The 17507-nt window shown below is 71.2% G+C and carries 19 protein-coding genes and 1 tRNA gene; 13 read left to right on the top strand and 7 right to left on the bottom strand.

Annotation, left to right across the window (positions count from 1 at the left end):
* The first annotated feature begins 231 nt into the window (after nucleotides 1-231).
* The 3 genes from ACQUS7_RS10245 (at nucleotide 232) to ACQUS7_RS10255 (ending at nucleotide 2012) form a co-directional block, all read left to right on the top strand.
* Entirely contained in the window at nucleotides 232-693 is a 462-nt protein-coding gene (locus tag ACQUS7_RS10245) for a cupin domain-containing protein (protein WP_435146799.1), read from the top strand.
* Between the two features lie 108 nt (nucleotides 694-801).
* Nucleotides 802-1152 (top strand): DUF5827 family protein, encoded by a 351-nt coding sequence (locus ACQUS7_RS10250; RefSeq protein WP_435146802.1) that lies wholly within the window; start codon nucleotides 802-804, stop codon nucleotides 1150-1152.
* Complete coding sequence (locus ACQUS7_RS10255) at nucleotides 1149-2012, top strand: ATPase (protein WP_435146805.1); 864 nt, start codon at nucleotides 1149-1151, stop codon at nucleotides 2010-2012. The genes ACQUS7_RS10250 and ACQUS7_RS10255 overlap by 4 nt, the downstream gene beginning before the upstream one ends.
* 27 nt (nucleotides 2013-2039) lie before the next feature.
* On the opposite strand, the gene ACQUS7_RS10260 is transcribed toward ACQUS7_RS10255, so the two are convergent.
* The 3 genes from ACQUS7_RS10260 to ACQUS7_RS10270 all read right to left on the bottom strand — a co-directional run bounded on the left by ACQUS7_RS10260 (nucleotide 2040) and on the right by ACQUS7_RS10270 (nucleotide 5136).
* The gene (locus tag ACQUS7_RS10260; RefSeq protein WP_435146807.1) at nucleotides 2040-2645 is read right to left on the bottom strand and encodes a DJ-1/PfpI family protein; all 606 of its coding nucleotides are present in this window, start codon (nucleotides 2643-2645) and stop codon (nucleotides 2040-2042) included.
* Nucleotides 2646-2740: 95 nt separating this feature from the next.
* Nucleotides 2741-3484 (bottom strand): sporulation protein, encoded by a 744-nt coding sequence (locus tag ACQUS7_RS10265; protein ID WP_435129185.1) that lies wholly within the window; start codon nucleotides 3482-3484, stop codon nucleotides 2741-2743.
* A gap of 56 nt (nucleotides 3485-3540) precedes the next feature.
* A complete protein-coding gene (locus tag ACQUS7_RS10270) occupies nucleotides 3541-5136 on the bottom strand; it encodes a cryptochrome/photolyase family protein (protein ID WP_435146809.1) in 1596 nt (531 codons plus the stop codon).
* A gap of 129 nt (nucleotides 5137-5265) precedes the next feature.
* Between ACQUS7_RS10270 and ACQUS7_RS10275 the strand changes: the two genes are divergently transcribed.
* Both ACQUS7_RS10275 and ACQUS7_RS10280 read left to right on the top strand, forming a co-directional pair.
* Complete coding sequence (locus ACQUS7_RS10275; RefSeq protein WP_435129190.1) at nucleotides 5266-6264, top strand: TIGR04024 family LLM class F420-dependent oxidoreductase; 999 nt, start codon at nucleotides 5266-5268, stop codon at nucleotides 6262-6264.
* Entirely contained in the window at nucleotides 6261-7307 is a 1047-nt protein-coding gene (locus ACQUS7_RS10280) for a DUF7351 domain-containing protein (protein ID WP_435146811.1), read from the top strand. The genes ACQUS7_RS10275 and ACQUS7_RS10280 overlap by 4 nt, the downstream gene beginning before the upstream one ends.
* Here the strand turns inward: ACQUS7_RS10280 and ACQUS7_RS10285 are convergent.
* The 3 genes from ACQUS7_RS10285 to ACQUS7_RS10295 all read right to left on the bottom strand — a co-directional run bounded on the left by ACQUS7_RS10285 (nucleotide 7277) and on the right by ACQUS7_RS10295 (nucleotide 9990).
* On the bottom strand, nucleotides 7277-7900 hold the full coding sequence (locus ACQUS7_RS10285) for a proteasome subunit beta (protein ID WP_435146813.1): 624 nt from the start codon (nucleotides 7898-7900) through the stop codon (nucleotides 7277-7279). The genes ACQUS7_RS10280 and ACQUS7_RS10285 overlap by 31 nt on opposite strands.
* Nucleotides 7901-8004: 104 nt before the next feature.
* Entirely contained in the window at nucleotides 8005-8685 is a 681-nt protein-coding gene (locus ACQUS7_RS10290) for a 6-hydroxymethylpterin diphosphokinase MptE-like protein (protein WP_435146816.1), read from the bottom strand.
* 147 nt (nucleotides 8686-8832) lie between these two features.
* On the bottom strand, nucleotides 8833-9990 hold the full coding sequence (locus ACQUS7_RS10295) for a dihydropteroate synthase (RefSeq protein ID WP_435146818.1): 1158 nt from the start codon (nucleotides 9988-9990) through the stop codon (nucleotides 8833-8835).
* Between the two features lie 139 nt (nucleotides 9991-10129).
* Between ACQUS7_RS10295 and ACQUS7_RS10300 the strand changes: the two genes are divergently transcribed.
* Entirely contained in the window at nucleotides 10130-10717 is a 588-nt protein-coding gene (locus ACQUS7_RS10300; protein WP_435129205.1) for a hypothetical protein, read from the top strand.
* Nucleotides 10714-11442: an RNA methyltransferase gene (locus tag ACQUS7_RS10305; protein WP_435129208.1), complete on the top strand. Its 729-nt coding sequence runs from the start codon at nucleotides 10714-10716 to the stop codon at nucleotides 11440-11442. Before ACQUS7_RS10300 ends, ACQUS7_RS10305 begins: the two co-directional genes overlap by 4 nt.
* On the opposite strand, the gene ACQUS7_RS10310 is transcribed toward ACQUS7_RS10305, so the two are convergent.
* Nucleotides 11443-11889, bottom strand: a complete 447-nt coding sequence (locus tag ACQUS7_RS10310) for a MaoC family dehydratase (protein WP_435146821.1) — start codon at nucleotides 11887-11889, stop codon at nucleotides 11443-11445. It lies immediately after the preceding gene.
* 242 nt (nucleotides 11890-12131) lie between these two features.
* Here ACQUS7_RS10310 and ACQUS7_RS10315 point away from each other — a divergent pair, with 242 nt between their 5' ends.
* The 6 genes from ACQUS7_RS10315 (at nucleotide 12132) to ACQUS7_RS10340 (ending at nucleotide 17504) form a co-directional block, all read left to right on the top strand.
* A complete protein-coding gene (locus ACQUS7_RS10315) occupies nucleotides 12132-13970 on the top strand; it encodes a glutamate--tRNA ligase (RefSeq protein ID WP_435147162.1) in 1839 nt (612 codons plus the stop codon).
* Nucleotides 13971-14157: 187 nt separating this feature from the next.
* Nucleotides 14158-15630 (top strand): CoA-acylating methylmalonate-semialdehyde dehydrogenase, encoded by a 1473-nt coding sequence (locus ACQUS7_RS10320; RefSeq protein WP_435146823.1) that lies wholly within the window; start codon nucleotides 14158-14160, stop codon nucleotides 15628-15630.
* Between the two features lie 325 nt (nucleotides 15631-15955).
* Nucleotides 15956-16039: transfer RNA gene (locus ACQUS7_RS10325), tRNA-Ser, on the top strand.
* Between the two features lie 20 nt (nucleotides 16040-16059).
* On the top strand, nucleotides 16060-16578 hold the full coding sequence (locus ACQUS7_RS10330; protein ID WP_435129217.1) for a 30S ribosomal protein S13: 519 nt from the start codon (nucleotides 16060-16062) through the stop codon (nucleotides 16576-16578).
* Nucleotides 16575-17099, top strand: a complete 525-nt coding sequence (locus ACQUS7_RS10335; protein WP_435129220.1) for a 30S ribosomal protein S4 — start codon at nucleotides 16575-16577, stop codon at nucleotides 17097-17099. Before ACQUS7_RS10330 ends, ACQUS7_RS10335 begins: the two co-directional genes overlap by 4 nt.
* Nucleotides 17100-17504, top strand: coding sequence for a 30S ribosomal protein S11 (locus tag ACQUS7_RS10340; RefSeq protein WP_435129223.1), 405 nt, complete (start codon nucleotides 17100-17102; stop codon nucleotides 17502-17504).
* Nucleotides 17505-17507: the final 3 nt, after the last annotated feature.

Below are 17507 nucleotides of genomic sequence, written 5' to 3' on the forward strand. Positions count from 1 at the left end.
CGACGCGTTCTTCGAGGTCGTCGACTGGGAAGAACCCGCCGACCGCTACGAACACGCCGTCGAACTGTTCGAGTAACGCGGCGGCTTCCCCCCGGACAGCGACGACCGGGCCGACAGGCCCGAGCGGTTTCCACAGTTTTTCGCACGGCGCCGACCCGTGAGCCGCGCGGCTCGGCGGCGGACGGACGTGGCCGGCGCTAGCTTTAGGTCGCGGCCGACACATCGGCCGGCATGGAACACGTCGACATCGACGACGTCGAACCGTCCGTTCCCGGCGGGCGAGACGTCGACTGCCGGGGTCTGACGGCGCCGCTCGACACCGACGGGCTCGCGCTCAACTACTACCGACTCAGTCCCGGCGACAGCTTCTCCGGCGGCCTCCACACGCACCTCGACCAGGAGGAGGTGTTCGTCGTCGTGGAGGGAACCGCGACGTTCGAGACGCCCGACGAGGAGTTCGCGGTCGGGCCGAACGAGGCGGTCCGGTTCGCGCCCGGCGAGTACCAGACCGGCCGGAACGAGGGAGACGACGACGTCGTCGCGTTCGCGCTCGGCGCGCCGCGCGACTCGACGGAGATACGGATACCGCTGGAGTGCCGCGAGTGCGGCCACGACGCGCTCGCCGCGCTCCCCGGCGACGACGGGATGCAGTACGAGTGCCCGGAGTGCGGAACGCCGGCCGACCTCGGGTAGCCGCGGTCGACCGGAGGCAGCCGCAGTGAGCCGCAGTCGTTCGGATGCGCCGCCGGTGCCGGCGGCGCATCCGTCCCTATTTTCCGGCGGCCGCCCGAAGCGGACGCCATGCCCACGCCGAAATCCGAGTTCCCGGAACTGCACCCGTGTGACTTCTACACGCCGAGCGAACTGCTGTCCGCCGATTCGATGTACACGGTGTACGAAATCGCCCGCCTCCTCCAGGGGCTGGAGCCGGACGCGGAGATAGACGAGGGGACGGAGGAAATCCTCCTCGACTGGGCGATTCCGTGGGTGATGCAGAACGCCGACGACCTCGTGGTCGCGGAGCCCCGGACCGACGAGGAACCGGGCTTTTACGGGCTGAAAGAGTCGGCCGAAGAATCCGCGGAGTCAGACGAATCCGCCGATTCCACCGAGTCCGACGAGTCGGCCGCCGACGAGGGCGGCGAGCGGTGAAGGTACTGGTCGCCGGCGGCGACCGCGTCGACGCCGGGAAAACCACGTTCGCCGTCGGCTTCGCGGCGGCCGAGGAGTCGCTCGCCGCGTTCAAGCCCCGCGCCGGCAACGACTACTGGTTCGACCACGACGACGTCCGCGCCGCCACCGACGACGGCAGACTGTACGGTAAGGACGTCTCCCGGCTCGTCGACGCGGCGGCGCCCGTAGTCGCTCCGGAGGCGCGGAACCCGATTCACCGGCTCTGGCGTCCGACTCCGGGCCGAACCGGGATGCTCGGCGAGCAGGGGCGGACGTTCCTCGTCGACCGCGTGTCCGTCGGAGCCGGGAGCGGTGGCGAGGACGGAGCCGACTCCGCCGAGTGGGTCGTGAACGCCGCGGCGGCGGAGGCGGACCTGATTCCGTCGGTCGTCCGCGACAGCCTCCCGCTCGGCGACGCGCGCGAGGTCGACTCGGTTGCCGCGTTCAACGACGCGATGCGCGACCTCCACGTCCCGGCGCTGGAGCGGACGACCGAGGCGGTCCGGGCGGCGGACGAGGCGCTCGTGGAGTCGTACAGCGACATCGCCGACCCGCTCCGCGACGTCGACTACGACGCCGTCGCCGTGGTGGACCCGGGGCGGGCGCGCATCTACGACGGCGACCGCTGGGGCGTCGCCCGCGAAGCCGTCGCCGGAAGCGACCAGCAGGGCCAACTGGAGGAGCGCGTCGGGCCGCTTACCGAACTGGTCGACCCGGTGAGCACCCACCGGCTTCCGGCGCTGACCGCCGAGCAGCGCGCCGACCCCGACGCCGTCGCCGCGGCGAACGCCGACGCCTACGACGCGCTGCGGGAGGCCGCCGCCGCGACGGCCGACTGAGCCTCGCCGCCCGGGCTCTGCGTCGCGTCAGTCCGCGACGTACGGCTCGAACCGGCGGTCGTACTCGATTTCGTCGGCGACCCGGTCAGCGACGTCGGCGCCGGCTTCGCGGGCGACGACGTGGAGCGCGAGGTCGAGCCCGGAGGTGACGCCGCCGGCGGTGAGGACGTCGCCGTCGTCGACGACGCGCTCCTCGCGGACGTCGGCGTCGCTGGCGCGGAGGTCGTCGAGCGCCGACCCGTGCGTCGTCGCCGGCCTGCCGTCGAGGACGCCGGCTTTCGCGAGCAGCATGCCGCCGGTGCAGACGGACGCGACGACGGCGCCGGCGTCGTGGTGCGCCGCGACGGCGTCCGGGATGGCGCCGCGGTCGTACTCCGCGCGGACGCCGACGTCGCGGCCGCTGTTCCAGCCGCCGCCCGGGACGAGAAGCAGGTCGACGTCGCCGGGCGCGGACAGCGCGCCCTCGGCGCCGACGCGCATCCCGTGGCTCGCGGTCACGGTGTCGGCGCCGTCCAGCGTCACGAGCCGCGTGTCGAACGGGGCGCCGAACGCCTCCGCGTTCCGGAAGATCTCGAACGGCGCGACGGCGTCCAGTTCGTCGAATCCGTCGAACAGCAGCACGGCGATGTCCATGCCTCACCCACGGCCCGCGACGCCAAAGTCGTGTCGCGGCGCGGAGCCCGGTTCGGGGGCTTCCGGGCCGCGTCGCCGCGTCGCTTCCGTTGCCGTCAGGAGAGCGCGGCGATTTCGTCTCGGAGCCGCTCGGCGAGCGCGTCGACGTCTGCGTCGCCGTCGCCGACGCTGAACCGGGCGCGCTCCTCGTCGGCCTCCGCGAGTTCGGTGAACACGCCGCCGCGCCGGTCGACCTCGACGAACACGTCCAGTTCGTCGTCGCCGTCCTGCACCAGCAGCTCCACTTCGTCGACGTCGCCGGCGAACTCGCCGCTGGCCGGGACGTACTCGAACTCCTGGGCGAACCGCGAGCCGAAGTAGCGGTCGAACGGGTCGGCGGACACCTCGACGCTGTGCAGCGAGAAGCCGAGTTTCTCCATGGCGTCGAACGTCGCGGCCATCCGCGGCGTCGGCTCCACGTCGAGGTAGTCGACGTCCTCGGGGTCGACCGCCATCGAGATGTCGAGTTCCGTCTCCACCCAGACCTCGGTGCCGCCGACGGTCAGCGGCGTCTCGTACGGGACGTCGAGCTGCGTCCCGATAGTCCGCTCCTCGCCGGGTTCGATGGTGAACCCTTCCGAGAGTGTGTACGTCCGCAGGTCGGCGTCGCGGTAGCCCTCGTCCTCCGTGAGGAACTCTGTCTCCAGTTCGAGCCTGACCGCGCCGACCTCCTGTTCGGCGTCACCGCCGTCGATTTCGATGCGCGCGTCCACGGTGTCGCCCGGCGACACCGAGGTCGTTTCGAGCACTGTGTCCACCGTCGCGTTCCCGATTCCGACGCTCGCGAGGACCTTCTTCATAGGCAACCGGGACTGCGGCGGCCTCCGGTATCAACTTTCGGCCTGGGCTTCGCGGCCTACTCGTCTTCGTCGTCGCCGCGGGCGGCCTCGAACATCGCCAGCGCGGCCTCGCGGGCCTCGCTGTGGTCGACGACCGGGTCGGGGTAGTCCGGGGCGAGCCGGTCGCGCTCGTCGGCGTCGAGCGTCGGCCAGTCGTGGACGTCGGCGGCGTCGACGCCGCGGAGCTCCGGGACGTACTCGCGGACGTACTCGGCGTCCGGGTCGTACCGTTCACACTGCGAGGCGGGGTTGAAGATGCGGAAGTACGGCTGGGCGTCGGTGCCGGTGGAGGCGGCCCACTGCCAGCCGCCGGAGTCGTTGGCGGCGTCGTGGTCCGCGAGCAGTTCGCGGAAGTGCGCGTAGCCGCGCCGCCAGTCAAGCCTGAGGTCTTTCGTCAGGAACGACGCGACGACCATCCGGACGCGGTTGTGCACGTGCGCCTCCTCGCGGAGTTGGCGCATCCCGGCGTCGACGATCGGGTAGCCCGTCTCGCCGTCCTTCCACCGCTGCAGCGCCTCGTCGTCCGCGCGCCATTCGATGCCGTGTTCGTACTCGCGGTAGTTCTCGGCGACGACGCGCGGATTCGCCCACAGCACCTGCGTGTAGAACTCCCGCCACGCCAACTGTGACTGGAACTCCTCGACCGCCGCCGCCCGCTCGTCGGCGACGTCCCCGGATTCGTCTCCGTCCGCGTCGTCCGCATCTGTGTCGTCCCCGTCTGCGTCTTCTTCGTCTGCGTCGTCGGCATCTGCGTCGTCTCCGGCGACCGCGGCTTTCGCGTCGGCCGTCGCCGCGTACACCTCGCGAATCCCGACCGTCCCCCACTTGAGGTCGGCGGACAGCCGGGACGTCGCGCGCTCGGCGGGGTAGTCGCGGGCGTCGTCGTACCGGTAGATGTCGTCGGCGCAGAACGCCGAGAGCCGGTCGCGCGCCGCCTCCGTTCCCGCGGCTTGCACGTCGGCGTCCGGCTCCGAGAAGCCGAGGTCGTCCGTCGACGGAACCGCTCCGGCGTCGTCGACGGCGGCGAGCGAATCGGCGTCCGGCGCCGGAATCGGGCCGTCCTTCGGCCGGTCGCGCCACTTCCGCCAGAAGTACGAGTACACCGCGTACGGGTCGCCGTCGTTCGTCGTGATGCTCCCCGGTTCGTGCAGCACCGCGTCGTGGAAGCAGCGGTGGGCGACGCCGGCGTCGTCGAGGGCGTCGCGGACGGCGTCGTCGCGGCGGCGCGCCAGCCCGGAGTAGTCGCGGTTCCAGTAGACGGCGTCGGCCCCGTGTTCGTCGGCGACGCGCGGGAGTTCGTCGGCCGGGTCGCCGCGAACCACGAGCAGGTCGGCGTCGCGCGCACGGTACCACTCGCGGAGCGACGACAGCGCGTCCAGCATGAACCGGACGCGCGGCGCGCCGGCGTACTCCAGCAGGTCGTCGTCGACGACGAACACCGGCAGCACCGCGTCGCCGTCGCGGTCCACATCGACTTCGCCGTCTGCGTCGCCTCCGGGGTCTGCGTCGGCGTGGTCGTCCGCGTCGCTTCCGTAGTCGCGGCCGGTGGCGGCCGCCGTGAGCCCGCGGTTGTCCGGGCCGCGGAGGTCGCGGCGGTGCCAGAACAGGCGCATGTGACCGTGGTTGGACGCCTCGAACGTAACGGTACTGGCGCGGCGGACGGCACGGCGAACGGCACGGCGGACGGCGCGGGCGGAGCCGCCGCGGGGTAGATTCTTGCCGCTCCGTCACGTCCGTCCGCTATGACCGCTCGCGACATCTCCCTCCCGGTGGCCGCCCAGCCGTCGCTCGACGACCTGGTCGACCTCGCGGTGACCGCCGAGTCGGCCGGCTACGACCGCGCGTGGCTCCCCGAGACGTGGGGTCGGGACGCCGTGACGACGCTCGCACTGGCCGCCGAACGCACCGACGACATCGGCCTCGGCACCTCCATCGTCAACGTCTTCTCGCGGTCGCCGGCGCTCGCCGGGCAGACCGCCGCGACGCTACAGGAGGCAAGCGCCGGCCGGTTCCGGCTCGGCGTCGGGCCGTCCGGCCCCGCGGTCGTCGAGCGGTGGCACGGCGCCGACTTCGACCGGCCGCTCCGCCGCACCCGCGAGTTCGTCGAGGTGACGAAGCGAGCGCTCTCCGGGGAGGCCGTCGAGTACGACGGCGACTACTTCGACCTCGGCGGCTTCCGGCTTCGACAGGGGCCGCCGGAGCCGACGCCGCCGGTCGACGTCGCCGGGATGGGGCCGAAGTCGGTCGAGCTCGCCGGGCGGTTCGGCGACGGCTGGCACGCGCTGATGCTGACGCCCGACGGCCTCCGCGACCGCCTCGACGACTTCCGGCGCGGCGCCGACCTCGGCGACCGCGACGTCGACGACGCGCGCGTCACGCTGTCGCTCACCTGCTGCGCGCTCGAAGACGCCGAGCGCGCCCGGTCGCTCGCCCGCCAGCACGTCGCCTTCTACGTCGGCGGCATGGGGACGTTCTACCGGGACGCGCTCGCCCGGCAGGGCTACGAGGACGTCGCCACCGAGATTCACGACTCGTGGACCGACGGCGACCGCGAGGCGGCAGTCGCGGCGCTCACGGACGACCTGCTCGACGACGTCGTCGCCGCCGGCGCCCCCGACGCCGCCCGCGACCGCCTCGAATCCTTCGCGGCCGTCGACGGCGTCGACGCGGTCGCCGTGTCGTTCCCGCGCGGCGCCGAGGACGCGGACATCCGCGAGACGATGGCGGCGCTGGCGCCGTGAGCGGCAACGACACGGGCGGCGACTCGGAGCCGCCTGCGGAGCCACCGGGAAGCGACGACGCCGCGGGGGCCGACGACGCCTTCGGCGCGCTCGGCAACGAGACGCGGCTCCGGACGCTCCGACGGCTCGCGGCCGCCGACGAGCCCCCGACGTTCACGGAGCTGTTCGAGGCGAGCGGCGAGGACACGTCCGCGGGGTTCGCGTACCACCTCCGCCAGCTCGTCGACCGGTACGTCCGGAAGGACGAAGAGACCGAGCGCTACCACCTGACGTACGCCGGCCGCGAGGTCACGCGGGCGCTCGACGCCGGCACGTACACCGACCGCGTCGACCGCGAGCCGGAGCCCGTCGACGACGACTGCCCGGTGTGCGGCGCGGCGGCGCTCGCGGCCCGCGTCGCGGACAACTACGTCGCCGTTGCCTGCACCGACTGCGGGACCGAACTGCTGTCGCTTCCGTTCCCGCCGAGCGGCGCCCGCGACCGCGACGCCGACGAGGCGCTCGCCGCGTTCGACTCCTATCACCGCAGCCGGCTCCGGCTGCTCGCGGACGGCGTCTGCCCGGACTGCGCCGGCGACGCCACCGGCCGCATCGAGTTCACGGAGCCCGACCCGCTCCCGGGGGACGAACGCCGGCCGGTGCTGGTCGGGCGCTGTTCACAGTGCCAGTTCGGGATTCGGACACCGGTGTCGCTCGCCGTCGTCACGCATCCGGCGGTCGCGGCGTTCTTCAGCGAGCACGGCGAGTCCGTCCGCGACCGGCCGCTGTGGAACCTCGGTCCCGAGTGGAGCGAAGCCGTGCTGTCGACGTCGCCGCCCGCGGTCCGCGTCTCCATCCGTCTCGGCGATGACGCCGTCGACGACAGCGGCGACAGCGGCGAGAGCGACGTGGGCGGCGACGCGGGCGGCGACGCGAGTGGCGACGCGAGTGGCGACGGCGATGGAGAAGTGCTGCGTCTGTTGGTCGGCGACGGCCCGACGGTAGTCGACGTCACTCGGGAGGCCGCGTCGGGTCAGGAGGTGACGGCGTCCGGGTCGTCGTAGGTGTCGACCGCGACGTCGCCGGCGCCGGTGAGGGTCGTGACGGCGAGGCCGTTTCCGGAGGCGAGGTCGCGTTCGCAGGCGGCGGCGACGGCGTCGGCGGCGAGCGACCTCGCGTCGTCGCGGCCGAGTCCGTCGTCGTATCCCGCTTCGAGGACGCCGTACGCGGTCGGGCCGCCGGAGCCGTCCGCGGCGAACGGCTGTGCGAGCGCGCCGCCGGCGGCGTCGAAACTGAACAGGTGCGCGCCGTCGTCGTCGACGCCGCCGAGGATGTGCTGGAGGTGCATGGGCCGTTCGCGCATCAGGCCGGCGGTCCGGGCGGCGAGCGCCTCCACCGACATTCGCGCGTCCCGCCGCAGCTCGTACAGCCGGACTTCCCGCTCCAGCTCCGGGACGAGCGCCTGCGCGGCGCCGACGGACCCCGTGAACGCCAGCGCCGCGCGGTCCGCGACGGAGAAGAGTTTCTGCGCCCGCTTGCTCGACACCATGCCGCCCATGCTCGCCCGCCGGTCGGACGCGAGCACGACGGCGTCGTCGGCGACGAGCCCCACGATTGTCGTTCCGAACTCGGTCGTCGAATCGGCTGGTTCGACCATACGCTCCGTCGGATCCGCCGCCGAATAAGTGTCTGCTAAAATATGTTTTAGCCGCGTCGTTGCACCGAACTCCGGGTCGGCTCGGCCGTCTCTCCCCCGCCGCGCTACGCCCAGACCCGTTCGATTTCGTCGCGGCGGCCGTCGAGCACCGGGAACCGTTCGTCGCGTCGGTGTTCGAGCCACCGCAGGAGCCGCTCCGCCCACCGCAGTTTCCGGGCTTTCAACCCGGAGACGGCGGAGTCGTCGAAGTCCCACCCGGCGAACCGGAGTTCGGCGGCGCCGCAGTGGTCCGCGAGGAACGCGGCGCGGTCGCCGTCCGTGAATCCGCCGACGTTCACGACGTCGTCGACCGGCGCGGCCTGCGTCGTCACCAGCGCGTGGTCGGCGTCGTACCGGGGCAGCCACGTCTCCACGAGTTCGCGGTTGTCTCCGTGCGCGTGCGCGACGACGACGTCGCCGCGAGCGGTGCGGTCCAGGCCGGTCTCGGGGTTCTTGTCGAGGTCGGTCACCATCGCGTCCACGTCGACGCCGGCGTCCGCGAGCCGGTCGGTCGCGGTGGACGCGGCGAACACTCGGTCGGCGTCGCGGGCGACCGAAACTTCGGCTTCCAGCGACGGCCCCGCGCCGCAGACCGCGACGCTCCGACCGGCGCAGTCGAGCCTGTCGAGGTCGAACGGCGCGGCGAAGTCGGCGGCGCGGTCCCGGACCGCCTCGTCGGCGGCGCGGTCGAATCCGAAGTCGGACAGAATCCGCTCGTACACCGGCTCCCACTCCGCGAAGTTCATCGGTGCCTCCGGGCGGTCATGGCTGCGGCTGGTCGGTCGAATCCGCCGAGTAATACGGTATTGGGCCGGAAGCGCACCAGAGTACCCCTACCCGTGGGCCCTTCCGGCTTCCAGTCGCCTCTTCCGGCCGGGATGGTATAAGTTTTCTCACTCGGTCACACCCCGTAACGCCCGTAAGGCCGCATCGAGACCGTCGCTAACGCCACTTGCGGCCGCTGAAATATTCCGGAGTCCGGCGGGCGTCCCGACCACCAGCGCCGTCCCCGCGTCGCCGACGATGAACGCCGACGACTCTGCGACAGCGGCCCGCAGCGCCCCGATTTCCTCCGGGTCGAGCCCGGAGAACTCCACGGTGCGCGTCACCGCCTGCCCGGCCAACGCGGGGTCGCCGCCGACCCGGTCGATGTGGCGCGCGGCCTCGCCGGCGGTCGTCACGTCCAGTTCCTCGACGGAGACCGCTTCGCCCTCGTCGCCGGCGGCGTCGCGGCGGACGCGGTCGCGGGCGAACTCCTTGCCGATGAGCGCGGCGTCCCGGGTCTCGGCGACGTCGTGGGTGCGGACGACGTGCGCGCCGCGTTCGACGGCCATCGACGTCGCCGCCAGCGACACCGGCAGCGCTGCCTCCGTGTCGCGTCCGGCGACCTCCCGGAGGAAGTTCTTCCGGTTGATGGACACCAGAATCGGGTGGCCGTAGCCGCGGAACTCCCGGAGGCGACGGAACGTCTCCCGGTCGTCCTCCAGCGTCTTCTCGTCGGACCAGCCGCCGAACGCCGGGTCGACGATGGTCTTGTCGGTGAAGCCGTTCAGCGCCAGCGCGTCGTAGATGTCGTCGACGTCCTCGACGGCGCCGGGCCGTTGGAGGTCCGGGGGCGACGCCATCTTCACGACCGCCGCGTCGTGGGCCGCACACACCGCCGGCATCTCCGGGTCCGCGAACCCGCAGATGTCGTTCACCATGTCGAAGCCGCGCGAGAGCGCCGCGTCGGCGACCTCGTGGTACCGCGTCTCGATGCTGAACACGGCGTCGCCCGACGACGCCTCCATCGCCGCGACCGCGGTGTCGAGCCGCTCCAGTTCCTCCTCGGCCGACAGCACCTCGAACCGCTTGTTCGCCGACTCCAGGCCGACGTCGACGATGTCGGCGCCCTCGCCGATGAGTTCCTCGTCGACGTACGCCGCGGCGGCCTCCGGGTCGTCGAAGACGGACGGCGAGTACGGCGACTCCTTCGAGACGTTCAGCACCCCCATGATTCGGGGCGGGTGTTCGTCGCCGATCGGCAGTCCGGCGGCGTCCACTGTTCGCATGGCTCCGCGGTCGGGTTCGTCGTGCTTCGGTGTTGCGGTCCACGCGAGCCGGCAGCGGGGAGCGGCCGGACGGACGGCCGTCCGAAGCCGGGCGGCGTGAACGCGCCGTTTATCACCGCGCACCCGCAACGGCCGACAAATGGGTAAGGTGAGCATCGGCCTGCGGGGCTGGCGCTTCGACGAGGACGACCTGTTCACGGACGACGGCGACTGGCGGCCGCTGGAGGAGGTGCCGCACGACCCGCGGCACCGGCTCCTCCGGCTGCAGGTCGTCATCGGGAAGCCGTGTGACGCCTGCTACCTGATTCACGGGGAGGCGGACAAACAGCGCTGCCGCGAAGCGAAAATCGTGTACGGCGAGCCGCTCGACGAGGTGCTGCTGTGTGACGACCACGAGGCTGACTTCCTCTACTGGTTCCGCGAGCGCGGCGGCAGCGACGTCGCCGGCGAGGAGACGTTCCGTGACGCCTTCCACGAGTGGTTCGCCGACGGCGGCCGCGCCCCGGACGGCTACGGCGGCATGGACCACGTCGAAGCGGCGCCGGACGACCTGCCGGACCTGCCGGACCCGGAGGACGTCTACGACCGCGAGCAGGAACTGCTCGAAGACGAACGGCCGGACTTCGACGACTCGGCGGACGGCGCCGCCGGTGACGCCGACGGCTCCGCGCCCGACCTCGACGACGCCGACCTCGACCTCGACCTCGACCGGGAGTATCCGACATGAGCGGCCGCGAGTTCGCCGTCGTCGTCGTGGAGCCGGAGACGCCCGGGAACGTCGGCACCATCGCGCGGGCGATGAAGAACTTCGGCGTCACTGACCTGAAGCTGGTCGACCCGCCCGAGATCAAAGAGGGCGGCGAGGCGTACGGCTTCGCCGGCCACGCCCGCGAGGACGTGCTTCCGAACGCCGACGAAGTGACGTTCGACGAGGTCGTCGAGCGGTACCACACCGTCGGCACCACCGCCATCACCGGCGAGGACGCCAGGCGGCACGTCCGCTTCCCATTCAAGACGCCGGCCGAACTCCGCGAGTCGCTCGCGGCGGTCGACACCGACACGGCGCTCGTGTTCGGCCGCGAGGGCCGCGGCCTCAACAACGAGGAGCTGGCGCGCATCGACGAAGTCGTCTCCATCCCGGCCAGCCCGGACTACCCGGTGTTGAACCTCGGGCAGGCCGCGACCGTGACGCTGTACGAACTCCGCGACCTGTTTCTGGCGGACACGCAGCTCCCGGACACGGAGCGCGAACGCGCCGCGGAGCCGACCATCGAGCGGCTGTACGACCAGTTCTCGGCGTTCCTCGGCGAGGTCGAACACCGCGACCACAAGCGCGACCGCACCGAGCGACTCATACGGCGGCTGGTCGGCCGCGCACACCCGACGGACAAGGAGGTCAGCACGCTCACCGGCGTGTTCCGGAAGGCGACGCGCGACCTCCGCGAGGAGTGACTACGCGGCGTCGCGCCGGCGGTACATCACGTTCCCGACCATCGAGAAGACGCAGTCGCTGTCGCCGTTGTACGTCTCGATTCGCGGCCTGACGACGCCGCGTTCGGGGCGCTCGGGAATCGCCTCCTCGACTTCGACCTCGATGCGGAGCACGTCGCCGGGGCGGACCGGGACGCGCCACCGGAGTTCGTCGACGCCTTTCGCGCCCACGACCGCGGCGTCGTCGAGCACGCCGTCGACGAGCAGCCGCATCGTGACGGACGCCGTGTGCCACCCGGACGCGATGAGGCCGCCGTACGGGGACTCCTCGGCGGCGCGCTCCGGGTCGGTGTGGTACCACTGCGGGTCGTACTGCTCGGCGAACGTCAGGATTTCCTCGCGCGTCACCTCGTAGTCGCCGTGCTCGAAGGTGTCGCCGACGGCGACGTCTTCGAAGTACGTCGTCATGCGTCGGGGCACGCCGCGCCGCCCCATCAACGTTCCGTGCCGACGCGTCCGCGCCCCGTCGCCGTCGGCCGCTTAACTCACGTGAAACGTCGACACGTCTAAGCCCGACACAGCCGTCCGTTCGGACGCCCCTACCCGGGTGTGCCCGTTCACGCCCTCCGCGGCTCTTTCGTTCCGGCGCCGGCACGCCGAATCCGGGTCCGTTTTCACCCCCGCCGGCGAAGCCGGCCGTAATGACCGACATGGACGAGGAGCTGCGAGAGCGGGTCCGCGCCGAGGCGGAGACGGCGGCGCTGTTCAACGCCCTCAAGCACGGCTCCGACCCGGAGGTCGGCGCTATCATGGGGCCGCTGATGGGCGAGAACCCAGAGTTCCGCGAACACGGAGACCAGATTCCGGGCGTCGTCGCGCCCGTCGTACAGGAGGTCGCCGGCATGGACGAACAGGAGCGGCGCGAGCGGCTCAGCGAGCTCGCCCCGGAGCTCGTCGAGGAACTCGAAGCGGAGGACGAGGCGGACGAGCGGGCGCTGCCAGACCTGCCGAACGCCGACGAGTACGACGAGATTCGGATGCGCGCGGCGCCGAATCCGAACGGGCCGTGGCACCTCGGCCACGCCCGGATGCCGTCGGTCATCGGGACGTACAAGCAGCGGTACGACGGCCACTTCATCGTCCGGTTCGACGACACCGACCCGGAGACGAAGCGCCCGGACCTCGACGCGTACGACGCCATCCTCGACGACGTCGACTACCTCGGCTTCGAGCCGGACGAGGTACTGCGCGCCTCGGACCGCGTCGAGACGTACTACGACTACGCCCGCGACCTCATCGACGAGGGCGGCGCGTACACCTGCTCGTGCCCCGCCGAGCAGTTCCGCGAACTGAAGGCCGACGGCGAGCCGTGCCCGCACCGGGACAAGGACGCCGAGACGGTCCGCGCCGAGTTCGAGGAGATGGTCGACGGCGAGTACGACGCCGGCGAGATGGTGCTTCGCGTCCGCACCGACATCACCCACAAGAACCCGGCGCTGCGCGACTTCGTGGCGTTCCGCGTCGTCGACACGCCGCATCCGCGGGAGGAGGCCGCCGACTACCGCGCGTGGCCGATGCTCGACTTCCAGTCCGGCGTCGACGACCACCTGACGGGCGTCACCCACATCATCCGCGGCATCGACCTCCAGGACTCCGCGAAGCGCCAGCGGTTCGTCTACGACTACTTCGGCTGGGAGTACCCCGAGGTGCTCCACTGGGGGCACGTCCAGGTCGACGAGTACGACGTCAAACTGAGCACCTCGACCATCAAGGAGCGAATCGACGCCGGCGACCTCACCGGCTGGGACGACCCGCGCGCGCCGACGCTGAAATCCGTGCGGCGCCGCGGCATCCGCGGCCAGGCAATCGTCGACGCGATGGTCGAACTCGGGCTGTCCACAAGCGACGTCGACCTCGCGATGTCGAGCGTGTACGCGAACAACCGCGACCTCGTCGACGAGGAGACGGACCGGAGCTTCCTGGTCCGCGACACCGACGTCTCCGCGCCCGGCGGCGACGTGGCCGGCGAGGTTGAGCGCGCCCCCGACGGCCCGGCGCAGCGGCTCGCCGTCGCCGGCGACGACCGGCCCGACGCCGGCCACCCGCCGGTCCACCCGAACCACGAGGAGCGCGGCGACCGCGACATCCCCGTCGGCGACGCCGTCCTGCTGGAGGCCGGCGACGTCCCCGCTCACGGCGACCGCGTGTGGCTGAAAGGCTACGGCTGTCTCCGCAACGACGACGGCACGCTCCGCTGGGTCGGCACCGACATCGAGATGGTCCGCGAAGAGGACGTCCCGGTGGTCCACTGGGTGCCCGCCGACGACAACGTCCCCGTCCGGATGCGGACGGTCCACGGCGACGTCCTCGGCTACGCCGAACCCGGCTTCGCCGACTACGAACCTGACGACCTCGTCCAGTTCGAGCGCGTCGGCTTCGTCCGGTACGACCGCGACACCGCCGCGGACGCCGACGCCGATGCCGACGGCGACGCGGAGGCGGACACCGGCGCCGCGGACGAAACAGTCGTCTACTACGCGCACCCCTGAGCGGCCCGACGGCACTCGGACGACGCCGAGCGGCGGTGCAGAGTCGAACGAGCGGCGTTGAATCCGAGGCGACAGGGCGACCGCGGAGGCGACCCAGTTCGGCCTCGTGGACGACCGTCCGCCGCGGCTGTGCGCGAACCGTACTCGGCGCCGGTAGTTCTTTTTGGGGTTACCCTCACCATTGTTCATGGATTCTATCCCGGTCGACGAGACCGTGCGGAACTACGTCGACGGCGAGTGGCGCGCGCCCGGCGGCGACGACCACCAAGAGGTGTTGAACCCGGCGACGAACGAACGCGTCGGCACCGTCCCGTTCTCGTCCGCGGCGGCGCTCGACGAGACGGTCGCGGCGGCCCACGCGGCGTTCCAGGAGTGGCGGTCGACCGCGGTCGAACAGCGCATCCAGCCGCTGTTCCGGCTGAAGTCGCTGCTGGAGGAGAACCAGGAGTCACTGGCGGAGACGCTGGTGACCGAACACGGGAAGACGAAGCGGGAGGCGATGGGCGAGATTCGGCGCGGCATCGAGAACGTCGAGGTGGCCTGCGGCGCGCCGACGATGATGCAGGCGGGCCACCTGCCGCACGCGGCGCCCGACATCGACGAGACGGCGGTGCGTCAGCCGCTCGGGCCGGTCGTCGCGGTGACGCCGTTCAACTTCCCGGCGATGATTCCGCTGTGGTTCCTGCCGTACGCCGTCGCCACCGGCAACACGTTCATCCTGAAGCCGAGCGAACGCGACCCGTTCACGGCGGTCCGCATCGCCGAACTGGTCGAGGAGGCTGGCTTCCCCGACGGCGTCGTCAACGTCGTCCACGGCGGCGTCGACTCCGTGAACCACCTCATCACCCACGACGACGTGGAGGCGGTGTCGTTCGTCGGGTCGACGCCGGTGGCACAGCACGTCTACGAGACCGCGGCGGGCGCGGGCAAGCGCGTGCAGGCACAGGGCGGCGCGAAGAACCACATCGTCGTCTCCGCGACCGCCGACGTCGACTACGCCGTCGAGAAGACGCTGTCGTCCGCGTTCGCGAACGCCGGGCAGCGCTGCCTCGCGAACCCGGTCGCGGTGGTGGAGGACGACGTCTACGACGAGTTCGCCGACGGCCTCGTCGCGGCCGCCGAGGAGATGACGGTCGGTGCGGGCCTCGACGACGGCACCGAGATGGGGCCGCTCATCTCCGGGCCGCACCGCGAGTCCGTCCTGGAGTATATCGAGACGGGCGTCGAGGAGGGCGGAACGCTGCTACTCGACGGCAGGGAGCGGGACGTGCCCGCGGAGGGGAACTACCTCGGGCCGACCCTGTTCGGCGACGTCGACCCGGACGACACCGTCGCCCGCGACGAGATTTTCGGGCCGGTGCTCGCGCTCGTCCGCGCCGACGACTTCGACGACGCCGTCGCGACCGTGAACCGGTCGCGGTTCGGGAACGCGGCGTCGCTGTTCACCAGCGACGGCGGCGAGGCGCGGCAGTTCCGCCTCGACGTCTCCGCCGGCAACCTCGGCGTCAACGTCGGCACCGCGGCGCCGATGGCGTTCTTCCACTTCGGCGGACGCGACGACAGCTTCTTCGGCGACCTGCACGCGCAGGGCGACGACGCGATTCGGTTCTACACGGACGAGACGGTGTACATCGAGCGGTGGCCGGACTCGGACGCGTAACCGTCGCGTCGCTGCTGCGGTGCTGGTGCGTCGCTGTCGCGTCGCTGTTGCGGTCCTTCTGCGGTCCTGCGGGTCGCTGCCGCGGTGCTGCCGCGTCGATGCCGCGTTGCTTCCGCGATTTTAGCGCCTCGCCGCTGAACCGGCCGACCCACTGCTTGCGGGTGGGGAGCGAGACGGACGGGATTCGCCGTGCTACCGCGCCACACGGCGCCTCCGGCGGTTCCCGCACTTCGTGACGTTTAAGTACCGATGCCGAGTTAGTCCGGGTGTAGTCACTGTAGGGGCGTCGGGTCCCGAGTCCGGAAGGGCGACCATACGAATGCAGGTTGCGGTAGCCAAGCCTGGCCCAAGGCGCTGGGTTGCTAACTCAGTGGCGCAAGCCTCCGGGGTTCGAATCCCCGCCGCAACGCTGACCAGCACACCAACAATATGAGCGCAGAAGAACCAGAGGACGCGCCCGAAGACGACGAGGACCTTCAGTACTTCGTCCGAATCGGTCAGACGGACCTTGACGGGACCAAGACCGTCGAGCGCAGCCTCACCGACATGAAAGGTATCGGCCAGCGCACGGCACGGCTGGTCGCCGAGGCAGCCGACGTGGACCGAACAGCCACGATCGGCCGCCTCGACGACGACGCCATCGACGCCGTCGTAGACGTCGTGGAGAACCTCGAAGACCACATTCCCGAGTGGATGGTCAACCGGCAGAAGGACTTCTTCACCGGGGAGACGGCCCACAAGGTGGGCTCCGACCTCAACGAGAAACGTCGCCACGACATCAACCGCATGAAGATGATTAACTCCTACAAGGGGATCCGCCACCAGCGCGGCCAGAAGGTCCGCGGCCAGCGGACGAAGTCCACCGGCCGCACCGAAGGCACCATCGGCGTCAACGTCGAGGAGATCCGCGAGGAGATGGCTGAAGAAGCCGAAGGTGAAGGCGAATGACGACCGGGAACTCGACCAAACTGTACGAGACGCCGAACCACCCGTACCAGGGTGAACGCATCGCCGAGGAGTCCGACCTGCTCGGCCGCTACGGCCTCTCCAACAAGGAGGAGCTGTGGCGCGCGCAGTCGGAACTGCGCGACTACCGACGCGAAGCCCGCAGCCTCATCGGCGAGGCGCAGGGCGACGTCGAGGCGGCCGGCGAGGCCGGCTCCGAGTTCGTCGCGCGGCTCCGCAAGTACGGCATCCTCGGCGACCACGACGACATCACGGAAGTGCTGTCGCTCGACGTCACCGACGTGCTCGAACGCCGCCTGCAGACCGTCGCGTACCGCAAGGGCGTCGGCAACACGCCGAAGCAGGCGCGGCAGTTCATCGTCCACGGCCACGTGGTCGTCGGCGACGCCCGCGTCACGCGGCCGTCCTACCAGGTGCCGACCGCGGAGGAGGACCTCGTCTCGTTCGACGAGCAGTCCCCGCTCGCGGACGAACTTCACCCCGAACGCGCGGAGGGTCAGTAAATGAGCGAATCAGAGAACACACCGGAAGGCGAGAGCCACTGGGCCATCGCCAACGTCTTCGCATCGTTCAACAACACGCTCATCACCGTCACCGACGCGACCGGCGCGGAGACCATCGCGAAGTCGTCCGGCGGTGCGGTCGTGAAGCAGAACCGCGACGAAGCGTCGCCGTACGCCGCGATGCAGATGGCAGAACAGGTCGCCGAAGAGGTGCTCGCACAGGGCGTCGAAGGCGTCCACGTCCGCGTCCGCGGCCCCGGCGGGAACGCACAGAAGTCCCCCGGGCCGGGCGCGCAGGCGACGATTCGTGCGCTGGCTCGCGCCGGCCTCGAAATCGGTCGCATCGAGGACGTCACCCCCATCCCGCACGACGGGACGCGAGCACCGAAGAAGAACCGCCTGTAATCC

The organism is Halobaculum sp. P14 (genome assembly GCF_051195155.1).
In the GTDB taxonomy this organism is placed as follows: Archaea; Halobacteriota; Halobacteria; order Halobacteriales; family Haloferacaceae; genus JBNTKA01.

Excerpts from the sequence above, each read along its gene's own strand:
- ACQUS7_RS10245 (WP_435146799.1), top strand. The coding sequence starts at position 232 with ATGGAACACGTCGACATCGACGACGTCGAACCGTCCGTTCCCGGCGGG.
- ACQUS7_RS10250 (WP_435146802.1), top strand. The coding sequence starts at position 802 with ATGCCCACGCCGAAATCCGAGTTCCCGGAACTGCACCCGTGTGACTTC.
- ACQUS7_RS10260 (WP_435146807.1), bottom strand. The coding sequence starts at position 2,645 with ATGGACATCGCCGTGCTGCTGTTCGACGGATTCGACGAACTGGACGCC.
- ACQUS7_RS10265 (WP_435129185.1), bottom strand. The coding sequence starts at position 3,484 with ATGAAGAAGGTCCTCGCGAGCGTCGGAATCGGGAACGCGACGGTGGAC.
- ACQUS7_RS10270 (WP_435146809.1), bottom strand. The coding sequence starts at position 5,136 with ATGCGCCTGTTCTGGCACCGCCGCGACCTCCGCGGCCCGGACAACCGC.
- ACQUS7_RS10275 (WP_435129190.1), top strand. The coding sequence starts at position 5,266 with ATGACCGCTCGCGACATCTCCCTCCCGGTGGCCGCCCAGCCGTCGCTC.
- ACQUS7_RS10285 (WP_435146813.1), bottom strand. The coding sequence starts at position 7,900 with ATGGTCGAACCAGCCGATTCGACGACCGAGTTCGGAACGACAATCGTG.
- ACQUS7_RS10290 (WP_435146816.1), bottom strand. The coding sequence starts at position 8,685 with ATGAACTTCGCGGAGTGGGAGCCGGTGTACGAGCGGATTCTGTCCGAC.
- ACQUS7_RS10295 (WP_435146818.1), bottom strand. The coding sequence starts at position 9,990 with ATGCGAACAGTGGACGCCGCCGGACTGCCGATCGGCGACGAACACCCG.
- ACQUS7_RS10300 (WP_435129205.1), top strand. The coding sequence starts at position 10,130 with ATGGGTAAGGTGAGCATCGGCCTGCGGGGCTGGCGCTTCGACGAGGAC.
- ACQUS7_RS10305 (WP_435129208.1), top strand. The coding sequence starts at position 10,714 with ATGAGCGGCCGCGAGTTCGCCGTCGTCGTCGTGGAGCCGGAGACGCCC.
- ACQUS7_RS10310 (WP_435146821.1), bottom strand. The coding sequence starts at position 11,889 with ATGACGACGTACTTCGAAGACGTCGCCGTCGGCGACACCTTCGAGCAC.
- ACQUS7_RS10315 (WP_435147162.1), top strand. The coding sequence starts at position 12,132 with ATGGACGAGGAGCTGCGAGAGCGGGTCCGCGCCGAGGCGGAGACGGCG.
- ACQUS7_RS10320 (WP_435146823.1), top strand. The coding sequence starts at position 14,158 with ATGGATTCTATCCCGGTCGACGAGACCGTGCGGAACTACGTCGACGGC.
- ACQUS7_RS10330 (WP_435129217.1), top strand. The coding sequence starts at position 16,060 with ATGAGCGCAGAAGAACCAGAGGACGCGCCCGAAGACGACGAGGACCTT.
- ACQUS7_RS10335 (WP_435129220.1), top strand. The coding sequence starts at position 16,575 with ATGACGACCGGGAACTCGACCAAACTGTACGAGACGCCGAACCACCCG.
- ACQUS7_RS10340 (WP_435129223.1), top strand. The coding sequence starts at position 17,100 with ATGAGCGAATCAGAGAACACACCGGAAGGCGAGAGCCACTGGGCCATC.